The following is a 23,261-nucleotide window of genomic DNA, read 5'->3' as shown; positions in this document are numbered from 1 at the left end:
CCCATGCTCGAATTCAAGACCACCAAAGGCACCTTCACCGTCCAGCTGTTCGACAAGCAGGCGCCGATCACGGTGGAGAACTTTTATCGTTACGCCGACGAAGGCTTTTTCGACGGCACGATCTTCCATCGCGTGATCCCGAACTTCATGGTCCAGGGCGGCGGCCTGACCGAGGACCTGAAGAACAAGAAGGGTCACGAGCCGATTCAGAACGAAGCCACCAATGGCTTGAAGAACAAGCGCGGCACGCTGTCCATGGCGCGCACCAACGACATCAACAGCGCGACGTCGCAGTTCTTCATCAACGTCGTCGACAACGATTTCCTGGATCACAAGGGCCCGAGCAACTACGGCTATGCCGTGTTCGGCCGCGTCGATTCGGGCATGGAAGTGGTCGACGCCATCGTCGCCGTGAAGACCGGCAGCCGCAGCGGCTACCAGGATGTGCCGGTGGAAACGGTCACGATCGAGTCGGTCCGCCGCATCGAACCGAAGGCCTGATCTCCCAAACGACAACGCCGGACGCGAGTCCGGCGTTGCGTAGCGAGCGGTGCTGCGCGTTATTTGAACAACACGCCGACGTTGATCACGTCGATATCCTGCTCGTAGGTCTTCGAGTCGTCGCCCACATCGAAGAACTTCTGATACTCCACGCGGATGGCCAGGCGCTCGGTCGCGCTCCAGGTCGCGCCGATGCCGGCGAACAGTTCCGTCTGACTCGCGTCGGAGCGGCCGTGAGCAAAGTTCTCCGCGAACTCGACGTCATACAGCCGGATCGTCTCCCGCGTATCGGCGAGGAAGATGCCGGCCTTGCCACTCAGTTCGAAACGCCGACCCAGCGGCACGAATCCCACGAGCGCGCCGGTCGGGCCGGCGCTGGTGAAACGGTAGCCCATGGTGTAATCGAAGTCTTCGCTGATCGCACCCGGGTCGAACGTGCTGTTGACGACCCCGTTGAAGTCGTATTTCACCTCGCCCAGATGCACGTAGCCGACCTCCATGCCGAGCCACCGATTGAAGCGGAAGCCGATCGTTCCGCCCCACACATCGGTGGTGTCATCGAGCGTCGAAGGGCTGCGGCCGGCGTCGGTCAAGGTCAGTGTGCCGACGGTCTCGGGATCGCTGTTATAGTCGTTCGCGATGCTGTCGAGGATGCTCTGCACCCAGGCGGTGTCGAAGGCATCGTCGATTTCGGCGCTCGAAGGCATATCGGTCATGCCGCTACCGCCCCAGAGTCCGAAATAGAACCCTCGATACTCCTCGGCAAGCGCCGGGGTCGACAGCACACAGCCCAGCGCCAGGCCCGTCAGCAGGCGCGCTTTATTAGTCATGTCTCAAGCTCTCCGTAGGTCCGTGACATCATTTACGGGAAGAGTCCATCCCGGAATTTGGGCGGCGATGCTAGATGTTTATGTGCAATCAAACAGCAACTGGCTCACACTTGCCCGGCGCTTGCAGCGCTTTCGTGACCTGTGCCCGGTTCTAGTTCCGCAATAACGCCATCCATCGCCGCTACTTCGCATGTTTCGTTTGCTCGCCTGGCTGCTGACCCTGTTACTTCTCTTGAGCATCGGCCCCGTGGCTCTGCTCAGATGGATGGATCCGCCCACGACTGCTTTTATCATCCGTGAGCAGCTCTCCGCGGGCGAGCCCGGCAAGCCGCGATCGGTGCAGTACCGATGGGTAGATGGGAATCAGATCTCGCCGCATATCAAAGTGGCCGTGATTGCGTCCGAGGACCAGAAGTTTCCCGAGCACCACGGCTTCGATCTCGATTCCATCAATGACGCCCTGGAAGATCGCGAACGCGGCCGTCGCGTCCGCGGCGCCAGCACACTGAGTCAGCAGGTCGCGAAGAATTTGTTTCTTTGGCCCGGGCAGAGCTGGATCCGGAAAGGACTGGAAGCGTACTTCACCGTGCTGATCGAGACGCTGTGGCCGAAGCGGCGCATTCTCGAGGTGTACGTCAACATCGCCGAGTTCGGCAGCGGCGTGTTCGGTGTCGGCGCGGCCTCGGAAATCTTTTTCAAGAAGCCGGCCGCACGGCTCAACGCGCCCGAAGCGGCGTTGCTGGCGGCAGTGCTGCCGAGTCCGAAACGGATGAAAGTCAGAGCGCCGTCGCGCTATGTGCTGTCACGTCAACAATGGATTCTGGGACAGATGCGCGGCCTGGGCGGCGTCGGCCTGTTGCGGGAAATCGAGCCCCCGCCACCCAAGCAGGCGAAGAAGAAAAGCTAGCCGAGTCGCACGACCTTCTGATCGATCGCGCCGAAGATGCTGCGGCCCTGCTCATCGAACATCTCGATGCGCACCGTGTCGCCGAACTTCAGGAACGGCGTCGCCGCCTTGCCCTGCTCGATCTGTTCCAGCGTGCGGCGCTCGGCGATGCAGGCCGAGCCTAGCGAACGGTCGTAATTGGAAATCGTCCCCGAGCCGAGCACCGTGCCCGCTTCGGCATTGCGAGTGAGGGTGACGTGCTCGATCAATCGGGCGAAATCGAACGTCATATCGACGCCGGCGTTCGGCTGACCGAAAGGCTGGTCGTTCACATGCACGACCAGCGGCCGATGCACCTTCGCGTCCCGCCACGCCGCGCCCAATTCGTCCGGCGTGACAGCCACCGGTGAGAACGCGGTCGCCGGTTTCGATTGATAGAAGCCAAAGCCCTTCGCCAGCTCACCCGGAATCAGGTGACGCAGCGACCAATCGTTCACCAGCATCACGAGCTTGATGTGATCGAATGCACTGTCGCGCTTCGTACCCATCGGCACGTCGTCGGTGATCACGGCGATCTCGCCTTCCAAGTCGATGCCGTACTCTTCGCTCGGCACTGGCGCGTCATCGCGTGCGCCGAGGAAATCGTCTGAGCCGCCTTGATATACGAGCGGGTCGGTCCAGAAACTCTCCGGCATCTGCGCGCCGCGCGCCTTGCGCACGAGTTCGACGTGATTGACGTAAGCCGAGCCGTCCACCCAGTGATACGCGCGCGGCAGCGGCGCCATGGCCCGCTTCGGGTCGAAGGCGAACGAATCTTTGGCCTCGCCACGCTCCAGCGCGGCAGCCACGTCGGCAAGCTTCGGCGCGACGCTTGACCAATCGTCGAGCGCGGCCTGTAACGTCGCAGCGATCTGCGGGACCGCGACCGCCCTGCTCAGATCGCGGCTGACGACGACCAGCTGGCCATCGCGAGAGCCGCTTTTCAGCGTAGCTAACTTCATTTCAAAGACCACCGAGGTTCCAGCGAAGCGGCGCTCATTGGCCGGCAATCACTTCTGTTTCCAACTATCAACGTAGCCCGCCCACTCGACGCCCGCAGCCGACTCCGTGATCTCCAGCGCATCGCGCGTATCGATCATAACGGCGTACTCATCCGTCGCCGGCTTGGACTGCACGAGCATGTTCTTCAGCGCCTTCGGATGCGGTCCGTGCGTGAAGCCGCAGGGATGCAGCGTCATCATTCCCGGCTTGATGTTGTCGCGCGAGAAGAAATCGCCGGCGTGATAGAACAACACTTCGTCGTAGTCGTCGTTGTTATGGAAGAACGGCACCTTCAACGCGCCCGGATCCGTCTCGAACGGCCGCGGCACGAACGTGCAGACCACGAAGCGATTACCGACGAACGTGGTATGCGCCGACGGCGGCAAGTGATAGCGATGGCTCGCCACCGGTCGAATGTCCTTCACATTGATGCGAACGACCGAAAGATCGCCGTGCCAACCGGTCGCATCGAGCGGATTGAACGGATAGGTCACTTTCGAAATCGCATTGTTTCGTTTGACGCGCACCTGCCAGTGACGATCGTCGCGCTGCTGAGCGACGAATGCCGCATCCATCTGCGGCACATCCAGCATCGCCGGATCGAAGATGGCGTGCGCGCCCAGTAGCCCCTTATCCGGCAGCGCGTAGCTGGAGTTCGTCGCCTCGATCAGCAACGCGAACAACGGCTCTTTCGTCTCGATGCGCCACATCGTGCCGCGGGGGATCACGACGTAGTCGCCCGCCGCGAGCGTCAGGTGTCCGTAGTCACAATGAAACTCACCGGCGCCCCGATGCACGAACAACAGGTCATCGCCATCGGCATTGCGCGCCAGGTGATCCATCGACTTGGCAGCATTCCACACGCGCACCCGAACATTCGCATTGCGCAGAATCTCCGCCGCCTGCCACGGCGATGTTTGATCCTGATCGATCTTGGTGAGATCGAAAGCATGCGGCCGCAGCGGCCCTTCGAACTCCACCCAACCGGTCGGCGGATGACGATGATGAAAGAACGCGGCCGGGCCGAAGAAGCCTTCCTTACTGATCTCGCGCTCGAACGTGCCCTGCGGCAGGTCGGCATGCGCCTGCCGCGATGCCGTGCCCTCGACCCGCGATGGAATGATGGGTCGTTTCATGACGCACCTCGGGTTAAATCACACCACGACGCATCTGATCCAATTCGATCGATTCGAACAGCGCCTTGAAGTTGCCTTCGCCGAAGCCGTCGTTGCCTTTGCGCTGGATGATCTCGAAGAAGATCGGCCCGATGACGTTCTGCGTAAAGATTTGCAGCAGCAGGCCTTCGCCCTTGGCCGGATTGCCGTCGAGCAGGATGCGACGCTTGCGCAGCTCGTCCAGATTTTCGCGATGACCGGTGACGCGCGCGTCGACGCCTTCGTAATACGTGTCCGGCGTGTCCTGGAACGCCACGCCCTGCTCACGCAACACATCGACGGTGCGCTGGATGTCGGCGGTGCCCAGTGCGATATGCTGAATGCCTTCGCCCTTGTACTCGCGCAGGTATTCCTCGATTTGCGACTTGTCGTCCTGAGACTCGTTGATGGGAATGCGGATCTTGCCGCACGGGCTGGTCATGGCGCGGCTGAATAGGCCGGTCTTCTTGCCTTCGATGTCGAAGTAACGGATCTCGCGGAAGTTGAACAGCTTCTCGTAGAAGCCCGCCCACTTATCCATGTTGCCGCGAGCCACGTTGTGCGTCAGATGATCGATGTAAGTCAGCCCCGCCGTCCGGCTCAACGCAGCGCCTGTCACCGGCACGAAGTCGACGTCATAGATCGTGTGCTCGCCGTAACGATCGACCAGATAGATCAAGCTGCCGCCGATGCCTTCGATGGCGGGAATGTTCAGCTCCATCGGGCCGACGCGGGTTTCGACCGGCCTGGCGCCCAGCTCGACACAACGCTTGAACGCGTACGCCGCGTCCTTCACCCGGAAGGCCATCGCGCAGGCCGACGGCCCGTGCTCGCGCGCGAAACGCTGGCCGAAGCTGTCCGGCTCGGCGTTGATGATGAAATTGATATCGCCCTGCCGATGCAACGTGACATTCTTGCTGCGATGTCGGGCAGTCGCCGGGAAGCCGAGCCGCTCGAACAAGGTCCGCAACAATTCGGGATCTTCGGCGGTGTATTCGACGAACTCGAACCCGTCGGTGCCGAGCGGGTTGTGACTGTCCTGGGCGGCGCTGCTCATACTCATCCCCTGAACGCGAAACCAATGGTTACAATTGAAACTATATTCCCGGAGCCCGTCAAGGGGAGTGCGCGCAAGCCATGACTGGACCTAAAGAAAAAGTTGCCGACCTGCCGCCCGCAGGGCCCGCGCTACAGCTCGATCGTTTCATTCCCTACCGGCTGTCGGTGCTGACGAACACGGTCAGCATGGTGATTGCCGGCGCCTACGAGCGGGAGTTCGGCCTGTCCATCCCGCAATGGCGCGTGATGGCGGTTCTGGCCCGTTACCCGGACCTGTCGGCGGTCGAGGTGGCCGAGCGCACGGCCATGGACAAAGTCGCCGTCAGCCGCGCGATCCAGGGTTTGCTCGATGAGAAGCGTGTGTTGCGCGCGTTCGACAAGGGCGACCGCCGTCGCTCCATCCTCCGCCTGTCTGCCGCTGGACAGGCCGTCTACACGCGCGTGGCGCCGATGGCCTTGCGCTATGAGGCCGAATTGCTGAGCGCACTCAGTCCAAGCGACCAGCGCACGCTCGACCGCCTGCTGACCCGGCTGATGGAGCAAGCCAAATCAATGCAAGCGAGTCGCGACGTTTAGGAAGGACTCGCTATAATCCGCGCCGCTTGCATGATCGCTCTTCCGCGATCGAAGGAGCGGCAACGAGTGAGAACAGTGGCGGAGTTCCGGATCGAATACCTGCGGCAGCTGAGCCCGCAGGGTCGTCCGCTCGACGAGTTGCCGGCTTTCGCCGCCGACAACGAAGAATTGCTGAAGATGTTCGCGGCCATGCTGCGGGCTCGCACGTTCGACGCCAAAGCCGTCAATCTCCAACGCACCGGCAAGCTCGGCACTTATGCGCCCTGCCTCGGCCAGGAGGCCGCGCATGTCGGCGTCGGCGCGGCGATGCGCCCCGAAGACTGCCTGGCCATTGTTTATCGCGAAATCGGCACCCTGTTCTGGCGCGGTGTCAGCATGACCGAAGTGCTGCTCTACTGGGGCGGCGATGAACGCGGCAACGACTTCGCCGTGCCCCGCCACGATTTCCCCTGGTGCGTGCCCATCGCGACCCAGACGCTGCACGCCGCCGGCGCGGCCATGGCATTCAAGATCCGCAAAGAACCTCGCTGCGCCGTGGCGTATATCGGCGACGGCGGCACTTCGGAAGGCACTTTCTACGAAGCGATGAACCTGGCCGGCGCGCGCCAGCTGCCCATCGTGTTCGTCGTCGTCAACAACAAGTGGGCGATCTCCGTGCCCATCGAAGAGCAGACCGCGGCCGAAACCCTGGCGCAGAAAGGCATCGCCGCCGGCATCCCGGGCGTTCAGGTCGACGGCAACGACGTGATCGCCGTACGCGATTGCATGTCGCGAGCGCTGGAAAAGGCGCGCAATGGCGGCGGCCCGACCGTGGTCGAAGCGATCAGCTATCGCTTGAGCGATCACACCACGGCCGACGACGCGAGCCGTTATCGCAACGAAGCCGAAGTCGCCGAAGCCTGGAAGGTCGAGCCGATGATCCGGCTGCGCAAGCTGCTCGAGTCTCGCGGCGTGCTCGATGAAGCTCGCGAACAGGCCATGAAGGCAGAGTTCACCCGTGAGGTCGACGCAGCCGTTCAGGAATACCTGAGCACGCCGCGCCAGGCCACGGACGCGATGTTCGATCATCTTTACGCCAATCCGCCGCCGTACGTGGAAGCGCAGAAAGAGCTCGCGCGCCGTTATGCCGGCACCGGCCGGCCTTCTCACTGAAGTCCTCGCATGCCCAAAGTCACAATGGTCGAAGCCATCGCGATGGCGCAGGCGTGGGAGTTGGCGCACGACCCGAGCGTGGTCGTGCTCGGCGAAGACGTCGGCAAGAGCGGTGGCGTATTCCGCGCCACGTCGGGCTTGTTCGAACGATTTGGCGCCGATCGCGTTCAAGACACGCCGCTGGCGGAGAACATGATTGCCGGCATGTGCGTCGGCATGGCGGCGCAGGGCATGCGGCCGGTCGCCGAGATCCAGTTCATGGGGTTCCTGTATCCGGCGATCGATCAGATCGTGAATCACATGAGCCGGCTGCGTCATCGCACTCGCGGACGTTTGTCGTGCCCAGTAGTGATCAGGACGCCGCATGGTGGCGGCATTCATGCGCCGGAACATCATTCCGAATCGGTCGAGTCGATGATCGCGCACGTGCCCGGCATTCGCGTGGTCTGCCCTTCTTCGCCGGCCCGCGCATATGGCTTGTTGCTGGCGTCGATACGCGACCCGGATCCGGTGCTGTTCCTCGAGCCGACGCGCATCTACCGACTGGCGAAGCAGGAAGTGCCGGACGACGGCGTCGCCGCGCCGCTCGATGTTTGTTACATCCTGCGCGAAGGCGAGGACGTGACCATCGTGACCTGGGGCGCGATTACGACCGATGTGCTGCAGGCGGCCGAGCAACTCGCGGCGCAAGGCATCAGCGCGGAGGTGATCGACCTGGCCACGGTGAGTCCGATCGATTCAGAGACCATCCTCGATTCCGTTGCGAAGACCGGCCGCCTCGTCATCGTTCACGAAGCCGCGCGCAACTGCGGTGTCGGCGCTGAGATCGCCGCGATCGTCGCCGAGCACGGGCTTTATGATTTGCTGGCGCCGATTCAACGCGTCACCGGTTTCGACACCGTCGTGCCGCTGTATCGACTCGAGAACGACTACATTCCCAGCGTGACCCGCATCGTCGATGCGGCGAAAGCGACGCTGGCCGGTTAGGAAGAAGACTATGAGCGTGACCTTCAACCTCCCGGACCTCGGCGAAGGCCTGCCCGAAGCGGAAATCGTCTCGTGGCATGTCAAGGAGGGCCAGCGCGTCGAAGTCGATCAACCGTTGTTGTCGGTTGAAACGGCCAAAGCCGTTGTCGATGTGCCGAGCCCGTATTCGGGCAACATCGTTCGATTGCATGCAAAAGCCGGCGACACGGTTCAGACCGGCCGGCCGCTCGTCGATTTCGATCTGCCGTCGCAAGCCGCGAAAGCGTCGGATACCAGCGCGCCGGCGCAGGCCAATCAGGGCATGGTCGTCGGCCACATGGCCACCCGTAACGAAGAGCTCGTCGATCACGCTATCGTCGGTCGCGGCCGTCGTGCATACAGAGACCGTGGTCGCGTCCGCGCGGCACCCGCTGTTCGCATGCTGGCCAAGCGATTGGGCGTAGAACTATCGGCATGCTCGGCAACCGGTCGCCACGGCCTGGTGAGCGTCGACGACGTGCTTGCTCGGGCGAACCTGAGCAAATCGCAGCAGCGCGCTCCCGCCGTCCCCGGCCTCACCGATGCCGACAAACTGCGCGGTCCGCGAAAGGCGATGGCGCAAAGCATGTCGCTGTCTCGCGATGAGATCGCGATGTGCACAATCTTCGATGACGCCGACATCGACGCCTGGCAGAACCGCGGCGACATCAGCATCCGACTTGTCCGAGCAATCGCCGCCGGCATCAAGGCGGAGCCGGCACTTAACGCATGGTTCGATCCCGCCGGCCCGTCGCGCAAATTGATGGAGCAGGTGCATCTGGCGATTGCAGTGGATACAAACGACGGCCTGATCGTCCCGGTTCTGCGCGATGTCACTTCGCAATCGGCGCCGCAATTGCGTGCTCAACTGGACGATATCAAGCAGCGGACGCGCGCCCGTACCATCACGCCGGAAGAAATGCGTGATTACACGTTCACACTTTCTAACTTCGGTACGGTCGCCGGACGGTATGCAACTCCGCTGGTGGTCCCGCCGACGGTGGCAATCCTGGCAGCGGGCAAACTGCAAAGAGACGTCGTTGCCGGCGCAAAAGCCCCGGAGATACACGTTCGTCTGCCGCTGTCATTGACGTTCGACCACCGCTGCGTCACCGGTGGCGAAGCCCTGCGTTTCCTCGCCGCTGTCATAAACGATCTGCAGTCGCCGAACTAACTGGCGAGAAGCTCCAGCGCTCGTCGTTATTCCTTTTTGGTGCAGCCGGCGCCACGGCGGTCTATTACCCTATGCACCGTCATAGTTCATCGTTCAAGACTTGCGCCCCTTACTGATTGAACATGGGTGAGCTTCAGGGGCTCACTCTGCCCCCTTCAAACCAACAACGTTGGCATCATGACAACGACTATTCCCGCTGCACGTCAAAAACTGATCGAGCGCATTGCGCAGTCCGCCCGCGCGTTGAAGCGACGCGGCGATCCGCTGGATGTTCAGGAGTTCGTCCGCCAGTACTACCGCGGCGTTGGCGAAGAAGATCTCGCTGAATACCGCCCGGACACATTGGCGGCGCTGGCGCTGGCGCATCTTCGCAGCGCGAGCGTGCGCAAGCCGAGCCGTCCGCTGGTGCGTGTATTCAATACGGATGAAGCGCGCGATGGCTGGAGCACTACGCACACCATCGTGGAGGTCACCACCGAGGACATGCCGTTCCTGGTCGACTCGCTCGGCATGGTGCTGACGCAGGCGGGCCTCACTATTCATATGATGGTCCACCCGGTGCTGCCGATCCGCCGCGATCGCGCTGGCAAGCTCGAGGAGTTGGGCGAGGTCGGCAACGGGAAGAAGTTCACGCACGAGTCGTGGCAGCACATCGAGATCGACCGCATCGGCGCGCCCGAGCGGCTGCAAGAGATCGAGCAAAAGTTGTTACGCACCCTCGAGGACGTGCGCCTTGCCGTCGGCGATTGGAGCGAGATGCGCCAGCGCGCGAGCGAGTTGGCCAACGAGATCGAGCGTGACAATCCCGGCGTGCAGCCCAGCGAAGCGCGCGAAGCCAAAGCGCTGCTCGACTGGATGGCCGCGAATCATTTCACGTTCCTCGGCTATCGCCAGTACGAATTGAAACGAGGCCGCAGCGAAGACCTGCTCGTGCCCATGCCGGAAACCGGCCTAGGCATTCTGCGCGCCCGCAAAGGTTATCGGGCCGAGCCGACCGTGCTCACCGGCGAGCTGCGCGAGCACGCTCGGCAACCCGAGCTGATGCAGATCACCAAGGCGAACTCCGTTTCCACCGTTCATCGCGCAACCTATCTCGACTATGTCGGCGTGAAGACCGTCGACTCGCAAGGCCGCGTCACCGGAGAGAAACGTTTTCTCGGTCTGTTCACGTCCGCTGTCTACAACCGCAGCCCGCGTGAGATTCCGATGCTCCGTCACAAGATCGAGCGCGTAGTCGGGCACTTCGGCCTCGACCCGGCGAGTCACGACGGCAAAGCAGTCGTGCACGTATTGGAAACGTATCCGCGCGACGAGCTCTTCCAGGCCAGCATCACCGACTTGATCCGCAACGTCCGCGGCATCGTCAATCTGTACGAGCGCCAACGTGTGCGTGTGTTCCTGCGCCGGGATACATTCGGTCGTTTCTATTCCGCACTGATCTTCGTGCCGCGTGACCGCTACAACACGCAGGTGCGCGAGAAGATGGAAGCGGTCATCAACGAGAAGCTCAAAGCCACTGCGATCGAATCGCAGGTCCAGATTTCTCAGTCCGCGCTCGCTCGCGTGCACATGATCATTCGCCTGCCGGCCGATGGCGGCCCGCGCATGGATGCGGAAGAGCTGGAGCAACTGATCGCCGAGACGGTGCTCACCTGGAACGACAAACTCCGCGACGCATCGATCGACAAGCACGGCGAGCTCGACGGCCGTCTGATCGCCGAAAAATATCGCGACGCCTTCCCCGCTGCGTACCAGGAAGACACGACTGCGGAAGTCGCGCTCGACGACATCGGTCAGCTCAACGAAGTCGTCGCCGACACCGACAAGATCGCCATGCGTCTCGCGAGCGGCGAAGGCAAAACGGTTCACCTGCGGCTGTTCCGAGCCGCGGCGCCGATCGTCTTGTCACAAGCGCTGCCCATTCTCGAGAACATGGGTTTCGTGATTGTCAGCGAGCGCCCGTATCGCATCGCTGTGTCCAGCGGTCGGCCGATCTGGCTGCAGGACTTCGAGATGCAACGTCGCGACGGCGGTACGATCAACCCCGCGACCTTGGGCCAACGCTTCACCGACACCTTCTCGGCCGTGTGGACCGGCCGCGCCGAGAACGACGGCTTCAATCAGCTCATCGTCGTCACCGATCTCACCTGGCGTCAGTCCAGTGTGCTGCGTGCGTACTGTCGTTACGCAATTCAAACCGGCGCGAGCTTCAGCCAGGCGTACATGGAGCAAGTGCTGACGTCGAACGCCAAGATCGCGACCACTTTGTCGCAGCTGTTCGAAGCGCAGTTCGATCCGGCGGTGAAGCCGGCCAGGCGCAGCGGCGAAGTGGATCGCTTGAAACAGGAGCTGTCCGATCTGCTCGACTCCGTGCGCAGCCTCGACGAGGACCGCATCCTCCGCCGCTTCGCGCATGCCATTCAGGCAACGCTGCGCACGAATTACTTCCAGATGGACACGAACGGCGCGCCCAAGCAGTGGGTCTCGTTCAAGCTCGACTCGCGCAGCATTCCTGAAGTGCCACAGCCGCGACCGGCGTTCGAGATCTTCGTTTACTCGCCGCGCGTCGAAGGCGTCCACCTGCGCATGGGTCAGGTCGCCCGCGGCGGCATTCGCTGGTCGGACCGTCGCGAAGACTTCCGCACCGAAGTGCTGGGCCTGATGAAGGCGCAGAACGTGAAGAACACGCTGATCGTCCCGGTCGGCGCGAAAGGCGGCTTCGTTCCCAAGCGCATGCCGGCCGGCGCGAGCCGCGAAGACGTGCAGAGAGAAGGCGTCGAGTGCTATCGCACCTTCATCTCGGCGTTGCTCGACATCACCGACAACATCGTCGAAGGCAAGATCCTGCCGCCGGCGCAGGTGGTCCGTCGCGATGGCGACGATCCCTACCTGGTGGTCGCGGCCGACAAAGGCACGGCGACCTTCTCCGATATCGCCAACCGCCTGGCCGCCGACTACAACTTCTGGCTGGGCGACGCGTTCGCCTCGGGCGGCTCGGCCGGCTACGACCATAAGAAGATGGGCATCACCGCGCGCGGCGGCTGGGAGTGCGTGAAGCGTCACTTCCGCGAGATGGGCATCGACACCCAGTCGCAGGACTTCACCGCCATCGGCATCGGCGACATGGCCGGCGACGTGTTCGGCAATGGCATGCTCCAGTCGCCGCACACCCGCCTGCTGGCGGCCTTCAACCATCAGCACATCTTCCTGGACCCGGAACCGGATGCGGCCTCTTCTTATAAAGAGAGACAGCGCCTGTTCAACCTGCCGCGCTCCACCTGGGAGGACTACAACCGCAAGTTGATCTCCAAGGGCGGCGGCGTCTACGCGCGTAACGTCAAGTCGATCAAAGTGTCGCCCCAAGTGCAGGCGATGCTCGGCATCAAGCGCGACACGTTCACTCCGATCGAGCTGATTCGCGCGATTCTGTGCATGCCGGTCGATCTGCTGTGGAACGGCGGCATCGGCACGTATGTAAAAGCTACAGACGAATCTCACATCGAGGTCGGCGACCGCGCCAACGACGCCTTGCGCGTCAACGGTCGCGATCTGCGCTGCAAGGTCGTCGGCGAAGGCGGCAACCTCGGCATGTCACAACGCGGCCGTGTCGAGTACGCGCTCGCCGGTGGCCGCCTCAACACCGACTTCGTCGACAACTCCGGCGGCGTCGATTGCTCGGACCACGAAGTCAACATCAAGATCCTGCTCAACAACCTGCCGAAGCGCGCCGGCCTGACGCTCGAGAAACGCAACGAGCTGCTGGTCGATATGACCGATGAGGTCGCCGCCCTGGTGCTGCGTGACAACTATCTGCAGAGCCAGGCGCTGTCGATGCTGGAGGCCCGCGCGAGCAAGGATCTGCTCGAACACGCGCATTCGATCCGTCGCCTCGAAGTGTCGGGGCTGTTGGATCGCGGGCTCGAGTTCCTGCCGGCGAGCGAGGAAATCACCGAGCGGCACCAGGCCGGCAAGGGCCTGACGCGGCCCGAGCTCGCCATTCTGCTGGCCTACGCCAAGATGGCGTTGTATTCGAAGCTCATCGATTCGGATGTGCCCGAGGATTCGTACCTGGGCCACGAGCTGGAACGTTACTTCCCTGCACTGATGCAGAAACGTTTCAATAAGTATCTACCGGAGCACCGTCTGCGCCGGGAGATCATTGCCACGGCGACCACCAACAGCATCGTCAATCGCATGGGCCCGACATTCGCTCGCCGGGTTCAGGAAGACACCGGCGCCAACGCCGGCACCGTCGCCCGCGCCTATGCCATCGCTCGCGAGTTCGTCGCGATGCGCGACACGTGGGCCGACATCGAAGCGCTCGATACCAAGATCGCGGCGGCCGTTCAGTACGAGATGATGTTCGAGACCACTCGCCTGCTGCGCTTCTGCACCTACTGGCTGATTCATCGGCTCAGCGGCCAGCTCGATATCGAGCGTCAGGTGTCGCGCTTCCGCAAGGGTATGAAGGATCTCGACGGCCTGCTGCCGAAGGCGCTCAGCGGCGATGACCTGTCGGTCTACAACAGTCGTCACAGCCGCTACGTCGGCGCGAACGTGCCGGACAAACTCGCCCGGCGCATGGCCAGCCTGATGGCGCTGCGCTCCGGCCCGGATCTGATCGAGATCTCCGAAGCGAGCGATCTGTCGCTCGATCGAGTCGCCGCGCTTTATTTCGGTGTCGGCACGGCGCTGTCGCTGGACTGGATTCGCGAGCAGGTGGAAGTGCTCGGCGTGGAAGGCCACTGGCAGGCAGTGGCGCGCACGACCTTGCGTGACAATGTTTACAACCTGCAGCGGGCGCTGTGCCTGCAAGTCATCGGAGAGTCGAAGCGCTCCATCAAGGACGGCAAAGCCTCGCCGGCCGAGCTGCTCGAAGGCTGGAGCAATCGCCATCGGGCCGCTGTCGATTATCTGCGACAGACGGTGAGCGACATGCGCGCGCTGCCGGCGATGGATTTCGCAACGCTGTCGGTCGCCCTGCAGGCTGTGCGCCGAATGACGGAATAAGGGGCCTGTCGGGAGCGCCTCAGGCGCTCCCGAACCCTGTTTCTGCCGAAAGTGACGGTACCTGGCGACAGATGATTGCTGCTTGCCGGGACAAAATGAATGGACGCGGCGACACCTGCGGCTTGGGGGCGATGTCTGCTATAAAGTCGGCCCTCGTTCAGCCTCACTTTAGTTATGGCCGGCCAACTCGTACTCCTGCGTCACGGACAAAGCACCTGGAATCTGGAAAACCTGTTCACCGGCTGGGTGGACGTGGACCTGACCGAGCAAGGCCGCAACGAAGCGCGCGCCGCCGGCAAGCTGCTCAGGGAAGAAGGCTTCGAATTCCAGCAGGTGTTCACGTCGGTGCTCAAGCGCGCCATCCGCACGATGTGGATCGCGCTCGATGAAATGGACCGCATGTGGCTGCCGGTGGAGCGCAGCTGGCGCCTGAACGAGCGCCACTACGGCGCCCTGCAGGGCCTGAACAAATCCGAGACCGTCGAAAAGTACGGCGCCGACCAGGTGAAGATCTGGCGCCGTAGCTACGACATTCCGCCGCCGGCGCTGACGCTGGACGATGAACGCCATCCGCGCTTCGACCTGCGCTATGGCTCTTTGCAGCCCGCGGAGCTGCCGACCACCGAATCTTTGAAGACCACGCTCGATCGAGTGCTGCCTTACTGGAACAACCGCCTCGCTCCGGAGTTAATTGCCGGACGAAATGTATTAGTAGTCGCACACGGCAATAGTTTGCGTGCCCTCGTGAAGATGCTCGATGGCATGTCCGATTCGGACATCGTCGAGTTCAACATTCCAACCGGGGTGCCCATTCACTACCAGTTGGATCAGGCGCTCAAGCCGACCTCGCGTCGCTTCCTGGGCGATCCCGAGGCCATCAAAGCCGCAGCTGAAGCCGTCGCGCGACAGACCGAAAAGAAAAGCGGTTAACGATTCGAGTCCGGATTTTTGATTTCAGACTGCGCTGTCGCCATTCGCGAACAGCGCAGCGGGCAGCTTTTGACTCGTGCGAGCGAAGCAACAGATGTTTGTATCGCCGTTGCTTCAGTCGGCGCCGTCGCAAGACGGTGACGATTTAACACTGGAAATCAACGTTCCATATTGATGCACAGCTGCATCGGAACTGTTTCGGTGTGACGCATGTCATCTGCTCGTCGTGTTTGGATGTTGTACTTGCGCAGCACTCGAGATTCGTCTAATTAGCCTGCACAGGCTTTGTTTGATGCATTTCGGTGCGCGTTGTGATGTTTCGCCGATCAGCGACGGCAAAAATTACACTGGAATAAAACTTGCTTTGTAAAAGCAAGTGACGATGGGGCAAGACAGCTGATGAGTCTTGCAAGATGTTTTTTGCGAGCCGTGGGGACGGGGGCGCAAACGCACACAACGATATGCAACTGTGCCTGTCCGCGTGTGCGTCATTGATGAGGAGTGATGCATGCGTCTGATCAGACTCGCAGGGGCTCTCGTGGCCCTGAGCGTTAGTTGGGCTGTGAGTGCGAACCCGGCAATCCACAGCAACGTGAGTGGCTCTATCGCCGGCCCTGCGGCGGCCAGCACTCAAATGGTCGCCAGCCAGGCGCAGGTGCGCCTCGACCGCGCCGGACTCACCGGCGATCTGGCCAGCAACTTGAGCGGCAAGGATGCACGCACAATTTCCAATACCTCTGCCGCAGGCACAGACGACTCGCGCGGCTGGCTCATGGCCCTGGTCGCGGTGTTGCTGATCGGTCATCAGCTGCGCCGTAAGCATCGTTTCCTGCGTCCGCAGCGCTTCAGCGATCTTTGATTCGCCGAACACTGCTTCCGCACATGCGGGAGGTGCGATGATCAATCAACGTCAGCCCTTAAGGTCTTACGATCGTTCGACCGGTGTCAGCGCGTCCGAGCCGACATCGTTGTTCGTCCTGAAATCGCTGCTTTATCCAGTGATGCCGGTGCTCACCTTGGGCCTGTGCATGCTGGTGTGGCGCGAGAGCCTGCTGCAGGGGCCGTACTTCCTGATGGCAGTACTGGCCTTCTTCGGCGCGGCCGATGTGCTCGATGCCTTGCCGATGGCGCCGCCGCGCCATCGCTCGATGGCGATCGCGTCGCTGCTCGACATCATCTTCCGCTGGTGCCTGGTGATCGCATTCATCTGGGCGCTGCTGGAGATCGCGGGCATTGCCAGGCAGCTGCGCTGGGAAGTGCTGGTCAGCTGGGCCATCTCCACGCCGTTGGTGCTGTGGGTCGGCCGGCTGTACGCGCCGCATTTGTTCGTTCGAGCCAGCAACAGCGGCGCGCCTCGCAAGGTCGTGATCGCCGGCGCCAACCGGCTCGGCGCGAAGCTCGCGGGCAAGCTCGAGGAGTCGCCCTGGCTGAACATGGAAGTGCTCGGCTTCTTCGACGACCGCGATTCCGGGCGCATGCCCGAAGAGTGTGCGCGTCGCGTGCTGGGCAAGCTCGGCTGGATGCGTGACTACATCGCTCGCAACTCGATCGACGTGGTCTACATCACGCTGCCGATGACGCGGCACCCGCGCATCACGGAGCTGTTGCAATCTTTGAAAGATTCGACCGCCTCTGTGTATTTCGTACCAGACCTGACCATGTGCGACCTGGTGCAGCCCCGCTTCGACCTGGTGAACGGCGTGCCGGTGGTGGCGGTCTGCGAATCGCCGTTCTACGGCGGACGCGGCATCGCCAAGCGTGTCAGCGACATCGCGATCTCGGCCTTCGCCATCGCGCTGTTGTCACCCGTGATGCTGGCGGTCGCCGCGGCGATTCGCCTGACGTCGCCGGGCCCCGTCATCTTCCGTCAGAAGCGCTATGGCTTGGACGGCAAGGAGATCGTGGTCTACAAGTTCCGCTCGATGACTGTCACGGAAGATGGCAATAAGAGTTATACGCAGGTCACGCGCAACGACTCGCGCGTCACGCCGGTTGGATCGTTCATCCGCGCCACGTCGCTGGACGAACTGCCTCAGCTGCTGAATGTCCTGGAAGGAACCATGAGCATCGTTGGCCCGCGGCCGCATGCGGTGGCCGTCAACGAACAGTACCGGCGGCTGATCCCCGGCTACATGCTTCGCCACAAGGTGAAGCCAGGCATCACCGGTTGGGCGCAGGTCAACGGCTTCCGCGGCGGCGATGACATCGGCTCGATGCGCTCGCGCATCGAACACGACCTGGAATATCTCCAGCATTGGTCGCTCACGCTCGACCTGATGATCATCCTCAAAACAGCAATGGTGGTTTGGAACGACAGACATGCTTATTAGTCCGATGGCGCGCCGAACTGTCTCAACGTTGAGCCTGGTGCTGCTGATGATCTGCTCGATGCTGGGCAGGTCGAGCTTCGCGGCCGATGCGGACTATCGCCTGGGACCGGGCGATATGTTGCGAGTCAACGTCTTCGGCTCGCCGGAGTTGTCCGGCGAGGTGCGGGTGAGCGAGTCCGGCAACATCACCTATCCGCTGATCGGGCAGGTGCAGGTGTCCGGCAAATCGCCGGCGCAGGTCGAAGCGCAGCTGGTCAGCGCATTCGTCGAAGGCGGCTATTTGAAACAGCCGCAGGTGTCGGTGCTGGTGCTGGAGTACCGCAGCCAGAAGGTGTCGGTGATGGGTCATGTCACGAAGCCCGGCCAATATTCGCTGCAGTCGAGCAGCCGCGTGCTGGACGTGCTCGCCGCGGCCGGCGGCCCCATCAGCGAGGAAGCGGCCGACGTTGTTTCGCTGATGCGCAAGGACGGCAGCAAGGTGCCGATCGACCTGACCAAGTTGTTCGCGGGCGACCCGTCCCAGAACCAGGAGGTGGCCGGCGGCGACACTTTATATGTGCCGCGCGCGCCGCAGTTCTATGTGTATGGCGAGGTGCAGAAGCCCGGCATGTACAAGCTCGAGCGCGGCATGACGGTGTCACGCGCGATCTCGAAAGGCGGCGGTCTGACGACGCGCGGCTCGGAGCGGCGCGTGGTGATCAAGCGCAAGGACAAGGAAGGTAAGGAAGAACACTACTCGGCGAAGGGCTCCGACCTGCTGCAAGCCGACGACGTGTTGATGGTCAAGGAAGGTTTGTTCTGAATGGACGCTCGCGAAGTAACCAGGAACGAAGCACTATGATGGGCCTCGCTCAAATGTTGAGAGTTCTGCGCGGACGCGCGTTTCTGTTCACGATCGTCGTGCTGGCGGTGGTGACCGGCGTGGCCGTCATCAGCCTGCTGTCGCCGAAGAAATATGTGGCGGAGCTGGCGCTGGTGGTCGACCTGCAAGGCAGCGACCCGATGAAGGAACAGGCGCTGGCGCCGATGCTGGTGCCGACGCATCTGTCCACCCAGACCGAGATCATCAAAAGCCGCAATGTCGCGCACAAGGTGATCGAGAAGATGGGCCTGGCCACCAATCCCGAGGTGGTGGCGAGCTTTCGCGACAGCGGCTCGACGACCGATCTGAATTCCTGGCTGGTCGACAACCTGTTGCGCAACGTGGACGCGAAGACCGCCCGCAGCAGCAACATCATCCGCATTTCCTATAGCAGCCCGGACCCGGTGCAGTCGGCGGCCATGACCAATGCCTTCGCCGACGCTTACATCCAGACCAGCCTGGAGCTGAAGGTCGATCCGGCTCGCCGCCAGGTCACCTGGTACGAACAGCAGGTTGCGCAGCTGCGCGATGAGCTGGTGGCCGCGCAGACCCGGCTGTCCAAATATCAGGCCGATCACGGCGTGCTCGGCGTCGACGCGGCTCGCATGGACGTCGAAAACGCCCGTCTGCAGGAAATCTCCAATCAATTGGTCGCCGTGCAGGCGCAGATGTTCGATGCCAACGCGCGCAGCCAGCAGATCACGAACAGCGATCAGCTCGATTCGCTGCCGGATTTGATGAAGAACCCGACGATTCAGAATCTGAAGCAGGAGCTGGCGCGCGCCGAATCCAAGCTCGCCGAGGTCAGCGAGCGTTATGGCGTGAATCATCCGCAGTACATCGCTTCGGCCGCTGAAGTGTCCGCCCTCAAATCCAAGCTCAACGTCGAAATCGGCGTGACTCGCGGCTCGTTGGTGCAAAGCGCCGAAGTGGCCCGTCGTCAAGTCGGCGCCGTGCAGAAGGCGCTGGAAGAACAAAAGGACCGCATCATCGCGCTCAAGCGCTCGCAGGACGAGCTGTCGGTGCTGACGCGCGACATCGAGAGCGCCCGCACCGCTTACGACGCAGCTCTGCAGCAGGCGAACAAGACCAAGCTGGAAAGCCGCGTCGATCGCACCAACGTCGCCGTGCTCAATGCAGCGACGCCACCGCTGCTGCCGGCGTCGCCACGCATCCTGCTCAATCTCGCGGTCGGCCTGTTCGCCGGCATCGCGCTCGCGATCGGCCTGATCTTCACGCTGGAAGTTTGCAACCGGCGGTTGCGCTCGGCGCAGGACCTGGTCGAGTTCACCGATTTGCCCGTGCTTGCGGAATTGCCGGCACTCCCGGCAGGCGCGCGCCGTCATCGCAAACGCGAAGTGCGTCGCCAGCTGAAACTGCAGCCTGGCGTTGCGCCAGCGAACTGAGTAACAACCGAGATCGAGCCATTGAGGACGCCCGTAATGGACGCCGCTGTCGAACCCAGATCCCGCCGCCTGCCTCGGGTCAGCCGCCCGCGCATTCGCATCGGCGAGATCCTGTTGAACATGGGTGCGCTCTCGGAAGCCGATCTGCAAAAGGTGCTGGCCGCACACGTGGATCGCGGCGAGCCGTTCGGCAAGGTCGCTGTGTCCATGAAGCTGATCACCGAAGGCGAGCTGCGCTCGGCTCTGGCACAGCAGTTCACTTATCCGATCGCTCGCATCGGCGAGTCGGCGCTGTCGCCGTTGCTCGCGGCAGCTTACGAGCCGTTCGGTCAGTACGCCGAAGGTTTGCGCACGCTGCGCAGCCAGCTGCTGATGCGCTGGATGGGCGAGCATGACTGCACGCTCGCTGTTTGCTCCGCCCGCAGCGGCGAAGGCTGCAGCGTGCTGGCCGCGAATCTCGCGATCGTATTTGCCCAGCTCGGCGAACGCACACTGCTGATCGACGCGAACCTGCGCGACCCGGTCCAACATCATCTGTTCGGCCTCGGCGAATGCGACGGCCTCACCGACCTGATCAAAGGCGCGACGCGCACCGAAAAGGCGCTGCGCAAGATTGCCCAGTTCGAAAGTTTGAATGTGCTGACGGCCGGCACGCCGCCGCCCAATCCGCAGGAGCTGTTGAGCCGTCTGCCGTTCGCCCACTTGCTGGATGAGATGTCCGGCTATTACGACGTGATCATCATCGACACGCCGCCGCTGCTCGAGTTCGCCGATGGCCAGATCATCGCGACCCGCGCCCGCGGCTGCGTGCTCGGCACGCGCAGGGACAGCACGCGCCTGATCGACATCGCCCGCATGAAGGCGCAGCTCGATCCCAACCTGACCCACGTGCTGGGCACTGTGATCAGTGGCTGAAACGACGGCAATCGGCAACATTGGCGGCGTTCACGTCGCGCCGCGAGCACATCAGCACAGCGATTTCGTGCCCCTGCTCCTGCTGTGCACGCCGATCGCGTGCGCCAGCCTGTTGTCGAAGTTCGGCATCCCGGGCTACGCCAGCTTAGGCATCGGCATCGCCATTCCGTTGATGATGCTGGTGCTCGCGTTCGGCATGCTCAACAATTGCGTGCGCATCGAGCCGCGCCGCCTCGGGTTCTATTGCATTACGCTCGCCGTGCTGATTCTGCCGCAGCTGTTGCAGGCCGGCATGTTCTCGCTCGACTCGCTGATGATGCTGGCGGTGCTGCACATTCCTTATGTGCTGGTCGTGGTCCGCGGCGACGAGCTCGTCCCGAAGGCGCTCACGTTCTTCTTATATATCGCCCGGCTGCTCGCCTGTCTGGCGGTCGCGCAGTACTTCCTGCAAGGCATCGTCGACAACGCCTTGCTGTATCCGATCGACAACCTGCTGCCGCCGGATTTCATCGTGCAAGGCTTCAACGCCCAGGGCACCGTCAGCTATTACTCGACCCAGGTCCGCGCCACCGGCATGTTCATGCTGGAGCCGTCGTTCCTGACTCAATTCCTGGCGGTGGCCATCGTCGCCGAATCGGTCACGACACGGCGCCTGTGGCCCCTGGGCCTGTACGTGGCCGGCATCCTGGTGGCGCATGCCGGCACCGGCATCGCGATCCTGCTGATCTGCATGCCGTTCGTCGTGCTCCTCCATCGCCGTTGGGATCTGGCACTGCTCGGCGTGCTTGCCGCCGCGGCGGTGCTGGTGTTCGGCGAGATGCTGGGCCTGAACTTCATCGCCAACCGCGCCAACGAGTTCAGCGATCCGAACTCGAGCGGCTTCGCGCGCTTCGTCGGCGGCTTTTATATGTTCGAAGAGATGCTGTGGCCGAACCTGCCGCGCGCCTTATTCGGCTACGGCGCTGGCGCGTTCATGGATTACGCGCACCTCTTCACCATCGAGGTGGCCGACATGCCGGTCACCAAGATGATCTTCGAATTCGGGCTGGTCGGCGCGTTCACCTACTTCGCGTTCATTTTCAGCAGCCTGTTCGCTTCGCCCCTGCCGCGCATGGTGAGCGTGGCTATCGCACTCACTTTCCTGCTCAACGGCATGTATGTGCCGTTCTCGCATGGCCTGGCGCTTGGCCTGCTGGTGCTGACTTCCACGCGCAAGGTGCAGCTGGTCACGTCGAATGTGCCAGCGAGAAAACGGATATGACCATGTCACTCGAACTCGTCCTGCTGGTGCTGGCGTTGATCTGCCTGGGCTTGGCTCAGCACCCGTTCGTCACCTATCCCTTGTCGCTGAATCTGATGAAGAAGCTGTGGCCGCATCGCGCTCCGCCGCTGCCGGCCCGCAAACGGCACATCGATTTCACGATCTGCATGTGCGCGTACAACGAGGAAGGCGTGATCCGCGAGAAGCTGCAGAACCTGCTGGCGCTCAAGCAGCGCGAACCGGGCCTGGAGATTCTTATCTATGTGGACGCGGCCAGCGATCAGACCGCCAAGCGCCTGCGCGCCTACGCGCCGCATATCAACTTCCATGTCTCGCCTGCACGGCATGGCAAGACCTATGGCATGAACCTGCTGGCGAGCCGCGCCACGGGCGATGTGATCCTGTTTACGGACGCCAACGTCATGCTGGACATGGAAGTGCTCGACAAGCTGCGCGCCTCCTTCGAGGATCCGGAGATCGGCTGCGTCTGTGGCAATCTCATCTATACGAACGGCGGCGCTTCGGTGACCGCGTCGACCGGCTCGCTTTATTGGCGCCTGGAAGAAGGCATCAAGCGGCTCGAGCAGGAGACAGGCTCGGTGATGGGCGCCGATGGATCTTTGTTTGCGATCCGCCGCTCGCTGCACAAGGCGCCGCCCGATCACATCATCGACGACATGTTCGTATCGTTCTGGGTGCTGATCCAGGGCTATCGCATCGTGCAATCGAAAGACGCGCGCGCCTTCGAAGAGTCGGCGAGCAACGCGTCCGACGAATTCGGCCGCAAGGCCCGCATCGCTTGCCAGGCGTTCAATGTGCATCGGCTGATCTGGCCGCACATCCGAAAGCTCAACGTCGTGACCGTCTACAAATACGTGTCGCACAAGCTGTTGCGCTGGCTGTGCATTTATTTCCTCGCGCTCAGCGGCGTCTTCACGGTCGCTGCGCTGGCGGTTGCAGGCTACTCATGGGCCGCGGTGGTGCTGGTTGCTGCCTGCTCTATTGGTTTCATTCTCGGCGCCCGTTACGCGATCAAGCCGTTCTCGCAGATCGTCGACATCGTCACCAGCATGGCGGGCGCGGGATTGGGTGTCTGGAAATCGGTGCGTGGCGAACGGTTCCAGACCTGGACGCCGGTCGCCTCGTTACGCAAGGTCGCCGAATGAGAT

At 62.3% G+C, this 23,261-nt stretch carries 19 protein-coding genes; 15 read left to right on the top strand and 4 right to left on the bottom strand.

What is annotated here, in order from left to right:
- Window positions 1-3: 3 nt before the first annotated feature.
- Window positions 4-501 carry a peptidylprolyl isomerase gene (locus GYH35_RS17575; protein ID WP_161811207.1) on the top strand — a complete coding sequence of 166 codons (498 nt, stop codon included), beginning with the start codon at window positions 4-6 and terminating at the stop codon, window positions 499-501.
- 59 nt (window positions 502-560) lie between these two features.
- On the opposite strand, the gene GYH35_RS17570 is transcribed toward GYH35_RS17575, so the two are convergent.
- Window positions 561-1,331: an outer membrane beta-barrel protein gene (locus tag GYH35_RS17570; protein ID WP_161829090.1), complete on the bottom strand. Its 771-nt coding sequence runs from the start codon at window positions 1,329-1,331 to the stop codon at window positions 561-563.
- 190 nt (window positions 1,332-1,521) lie between these two features.
- Between GYH35_RS17570 and mtgA the strand changes: the two genes are divergently transcribed.
- Window positions 1,522-2,238, top strand: coding sequence for a monofunctional biosynthetic peptidoglycan transglycosylase (gene mtgA / locus GYH35_RS17565; protein WP_161829089.1), 717 nt, complete (start codon window positions 1,522-1,524; stop codon window positions 2,236-2,238).
- On the opposite strand, the gene GYH35_RS17560 is transcribed toward mtgA, so the two are convergent.
- From GYH35_RS17560 to hppD, 3 genes are read right to left on the bottom strand one after another with little or no spacing between them, the layout of a single operon-like run.
- Window positions 2,235-3,218 carry a fumarylacetoacetate hydrolase family protein gene (locus tag GYH35_RS17560; protein WP_161829088.1) on the bottom strand — a complete coding sequence of 328 codons (984 nt, stop codon included), beginning with the start codon at window positions 3,216-3,218 and terminating at the stop codon, window positions 2,235-2,237. The two genes, mtgA and GYH35_RS17560, sit on opposite strands and share 4 nt — an antisense overlap.
- A gap of 48 nt (window positions 3,219-3,266) precedes the next feature.
- Window positions 3,267-4,394 carry a homogentisate 1,2-dioxygenase gene (locus GYH35_RS17555; RefSeq protein WP_161811203.1) on the bottom strand — a complete coding sequence of 376 codons (1,128 nt, stop codon included), beginning with the start codon at window positions 4,392-4,394 and terminating at the stop codon, window positions 3,267-3,269.
- Window positions 4,395-4,407: 13 nt separating this feature from the next.
- Window positions 4,408-5,469: a 4-hydroxyphenylpyruvate dioxygenase gene (hppD, locus tag GYH35_RS17550; RefSeq protein WP_202624385.1), complete on the bottom strand. Its 1,062-nt coding sequence runs from the start codon at window positions 5,467-5,469 to the stop codon at window positions 4,408-4,410.
- 80 nt (window positions 5,470-5,549) lie between these two features.
- On the opposite strand from hppD, the gene GYH35_RS17545 reads away from it, so the two are divergent.
- The 13 genes from GYH35_RS17545 to GYH35_RS17485 all read left to right on the top strand — a co-directional run bounded on the left by GYH35_RS17545 (window position 5,550) and on the right by GYH35_RS17485 (window position 23,258).
- Window positions 5,550-6,047 (top strand): MarR family winged helix-turn-helix transcriptional regulator, encoded by a 498-nt coding sequence (locus GYH35_RS17545; RefSeq protein WP_161829087.1) that lies wholly within the window; start codon window positions 5,550-5,552, stop codon window positions 6,045-6,047.
- Between the two features lie 66 nt (window positions 6,048-6,113).
- The gene (gene pdhA, locus GYH35_RS17540; RefSeq protein WP_161829086.1) at window positions 6,114-7,199 is read left to right on the top strand and encodes a pyruvate dehydrogenase (acetyl-transferring) E1 component subunit alpha; all 1,086 of its coding nucleotides are present in this window, start codon (window positions 6,114-6,116) and stop codon (window positions 7,197-7,199) included.
- Window positions 7,200-7,208: 9 nt separating this feature from the next.
- Window positions 7,209-8,186 carry an alpha-ketoacid dehydrogenase subunit beta gene (locus GYH35_RS17535; protein WP_161811199.1) on the top strand — a complete coding sequence of 326 codons (978 nt, stop codon included), beginning with the start codon at window positions 7,209-7,211 and terminating at the stop codon, window positions 8,184-8,186.
- 10 nt (window positions 8,187-8,196) lie between these two features.
- Window positions 8,197-9,378, top strand: a complete 1,182-nt coding sequence (locus GYH35_RS17530) for a dihydrolipoamide acetyltransferase family protein (protein ID WP_161829085.1) — start codon at window positions 8,197-8,199, stop codon at window positions 9,376-9,378.
- A gap of 177 nt (window positions 9,379-9,555) precedes the next feature.
- Entirely contained in the window at window positions 9,556-14,388 is a 4,833-nt protein-coding gene (locus tag GYH35_RS17525) for an NAD-glutamate dehydrogenase (RefSeq protein ID WP_161829084.1), read from the top strand.
- Between the two features lie 174 nt (window positions 14,389-14,562).
- The gene (gene gpmA, locus GYH35_RS17520; protein ID WP_161811196.1) at window positions 14,563-15,318 is read left to right on the top strand and encodes a 2,3-diphosphoglycerate-dependent phosphoglycerate mutase; all 756 of its coding nucleotides are present in this window, start codon (window positions 14,563-14,565) and stop codon (window positions 15,316-15,318) included.
- Window positions 15,319-15,826: 508 nt separating this feature from the next.
- Window positions 15,827-16,177, top strand: coding sequence for a hypothetical protein (locus GYH35_RS17515; protein ID WP_161811195.1), 351 nt, complete (start codon window positions 15,827-15,829; stop codon window positions 16,175-16,177).
- A gap of 37 nt (window positions 16,178-16,214) precedes the next feature.
- Window positions 16,215-17,648: an undecaprenyl-phosphate glucose phosphotransferase gene (locus tag GYH35_RS17510; protein WP_161811194.1), complete on the top strand. Its 1,434-nt coding sequence runs from the start codon at window positions 16,215-16,217 to the stop codon at window positions 17,646-17,648.
- Window positions 17,638-18,450 (top strand): polysaccharide export protein EpsE, encoded by an 813-nt coding sequence (gene epsE, locus GYH35_RS17505; RefSeq protein WP_202624383.1) that lies wholly within the window; start codon window positions 17,638-17,640, stop codon window positions 18,448-18,450. Before GYH35_RS17510 ends, epsE begins: the two co-directional genes overlap by 11 nt.
- A gap of 35 nt (window positions 18,451-18,485) precedes the next feature.
- Complete coding sequence (epsF, locus tag GYH35_RS17500; protein ID WP_161829083.1) at window positions 18,486-19,916, top strand: chain length determinant protein EpsF; 1,431 nt, start codon at window positions 18,486-18,488, stop codon at window positions 19,914-19,916.
- 36 nt (window positions 19,917-19,952) lie between these two features.
- Window positions 19,953-20,831, top strand: coding sequence for a polysaccharide biosynthesis tyrosine autokinase (locus GYH35_RS17495; protein WP_161829082.1), 879 nt, complete (start codon window positions 19,953-19,955; stop codon window positions 20,829-20,831).
- Window positions 20,824-22,092, top strand: coding sequence for a hypothetical protein (locus GYH35_RS17490; protein ID WP_161829081.1), 1,269 nt, complete (start codon window positions 20,824-20,826; stop codon window positions 22,090-22,092). Before GYH35_RS17495 ends, GYH35_RS17490 begins: the two co-directional genes overlap by 8 nt.
- A 2-nt stretch (window positions 22,093-22,094) precedes the next feature.
- The gene (locus tag GYH35_RS17485; protein ID WP_161811190.1) at window positions 22,095-23,258 is read left to right on the top strand and encodes a glycosyltransferase; all 1,164 of its coding nucleotides are present in this window, start codon (window positions 22,095-22,097) and stop codon (window positions 23,256-23,258) included.
- Window positions 23,259-23,261 lie beyond the last annotated feature (3 nt).

Source organism: Steroidobacter agaridevorans (assembly GCF_009932555.1).
Lineage (GTDB): Bacteria > Pseudomonadota > Gammaproteobacteria > Steroidobacterales > Steroidobacteraceae > Steroidobacter > Steroidobacter agaridevorans.
The sequence above is the reverse complement of the archived record's forward strand: the minus strand, read 5'-3'. Positions and strand labels throughout refer to the sequence as shown.

Bases quoted from the DNA above. Each gene is read 5' to 3' on its own strand.
- GYH35_RS17515 (WP_161811195.1), top strand. From the start codon at position 15,827: ATGCGTCTGATCAGACTCGCAGGGGCTCTCGTGGCCCTGAGCGTTAGT.
- epsE (WP_202624383.1), top strand. From the start codon at position 17,638: ATGCTTATTAGTCCGATGGCGCGCCGAACTGTCTCAACGTTGAGCCTG.
- GYH35_RS17510 (WP_161811194.1), top strand. From the start codon at position 16,215: ATGATCAATCAACGTCAGCCCTTAAGGTCTTACGATCGTTCGACCGGT.
- gpmA (WP_161811196.1), top strand. From the start codon at position 14,563: ATGGCCGGCCAACTCGTACTCCTGCGTCACGGACAAAGCACCTGGAAT.
- GYH35_RS17570 (WP_161829090.1), bottom strand. From the start codon at position 1,331: ATGACTAATAAAGCGCGCCTGCTGACGGGCCTGGCGCTGGGCTGTGTG.
- GYH35_RS17535 (WP_161811199.1), top strand. From the start codon at position 7,209: ATGCCCAAAGTCACAATGGTCGAAGCCATCGCGATGGCGCAGGCGTGG.
- GYH35_RS17560 (WP_161829088.1), bottom strand. From the start codon at position 3,218: ATGAAGTTAGCTACGCTGAAAAGCGGCTCTCGCGATGGCCAGCTGGTC.
- GYH35_RS17525 (WP_161829084.1), top strand. From the start codon at position 9,556: ATGACAACGACTATTCCCGCTGCACGTCAAAAACTGATCGAGCGCATT.
- GYH35_RS17485 (WP_161811190.1), top strand. From the start codon at position 22,095: ATGTCACTCGAACTCGTCCTGCTGGTGCTGGCGTTGATCTGCCTGGGC.
- hppD (WP_202624385.1), bottom strand. From the start codon at position 5,469: ATGAGCAGCGCCGCCCAGGACAGTCACAACCCGCTCGGCACCGACGGG.
- GYH35_RS17495 (WP_161829082.1), top strand. From the start codon at position 19,953: ATGGACGCCGCTGTCGAACCCAGATCCCGCCGCCTGCCTCGGGTCAGC.
- GYH35_RS17545 (WP_161829087.1), top strand. From the start codon at position 5,550: ATGACTGGACCTAAAGAAAAAGTTGCCGACCTGCCGCCCGCAGGGCCC.
- epsF (WP_161829083.1), top strand. From the start codon at position 18,486: ATGATGGGCCTCGCTCAAATGTTGAGAGTTCTGCGCGGACGCGCGTTT.
- GYH35_RS17575 (WP_161811207.1), top strand. From the start codon at position 4: ATGCTCGAATTCAAGACCACCAAAGGCACCTTCACCGTCCAGCTGTTC.
- GYH35_RS17530 (WP_161829085.1), top strand. From the start codon at position 8,197: ATGAGCGTGACCTTCAACCTCCCGGACCTCGGCGAAGGCCTGCCCGAA.
- GYH35_RS17555 (WP_161811203.1), bottom strand. From the start codon at position 4,394: ATGAAACGACCCATCATTCCATCGCGGGTCGAGGGCACGGCATCGCGG.
- mtgA (WP_161829089.1), top strand. From the start codon at position 1,522: ATGTTTCGTTTGCTCGCCTGGCTGCTGACCCTGTTACTTCTCTTGAGC.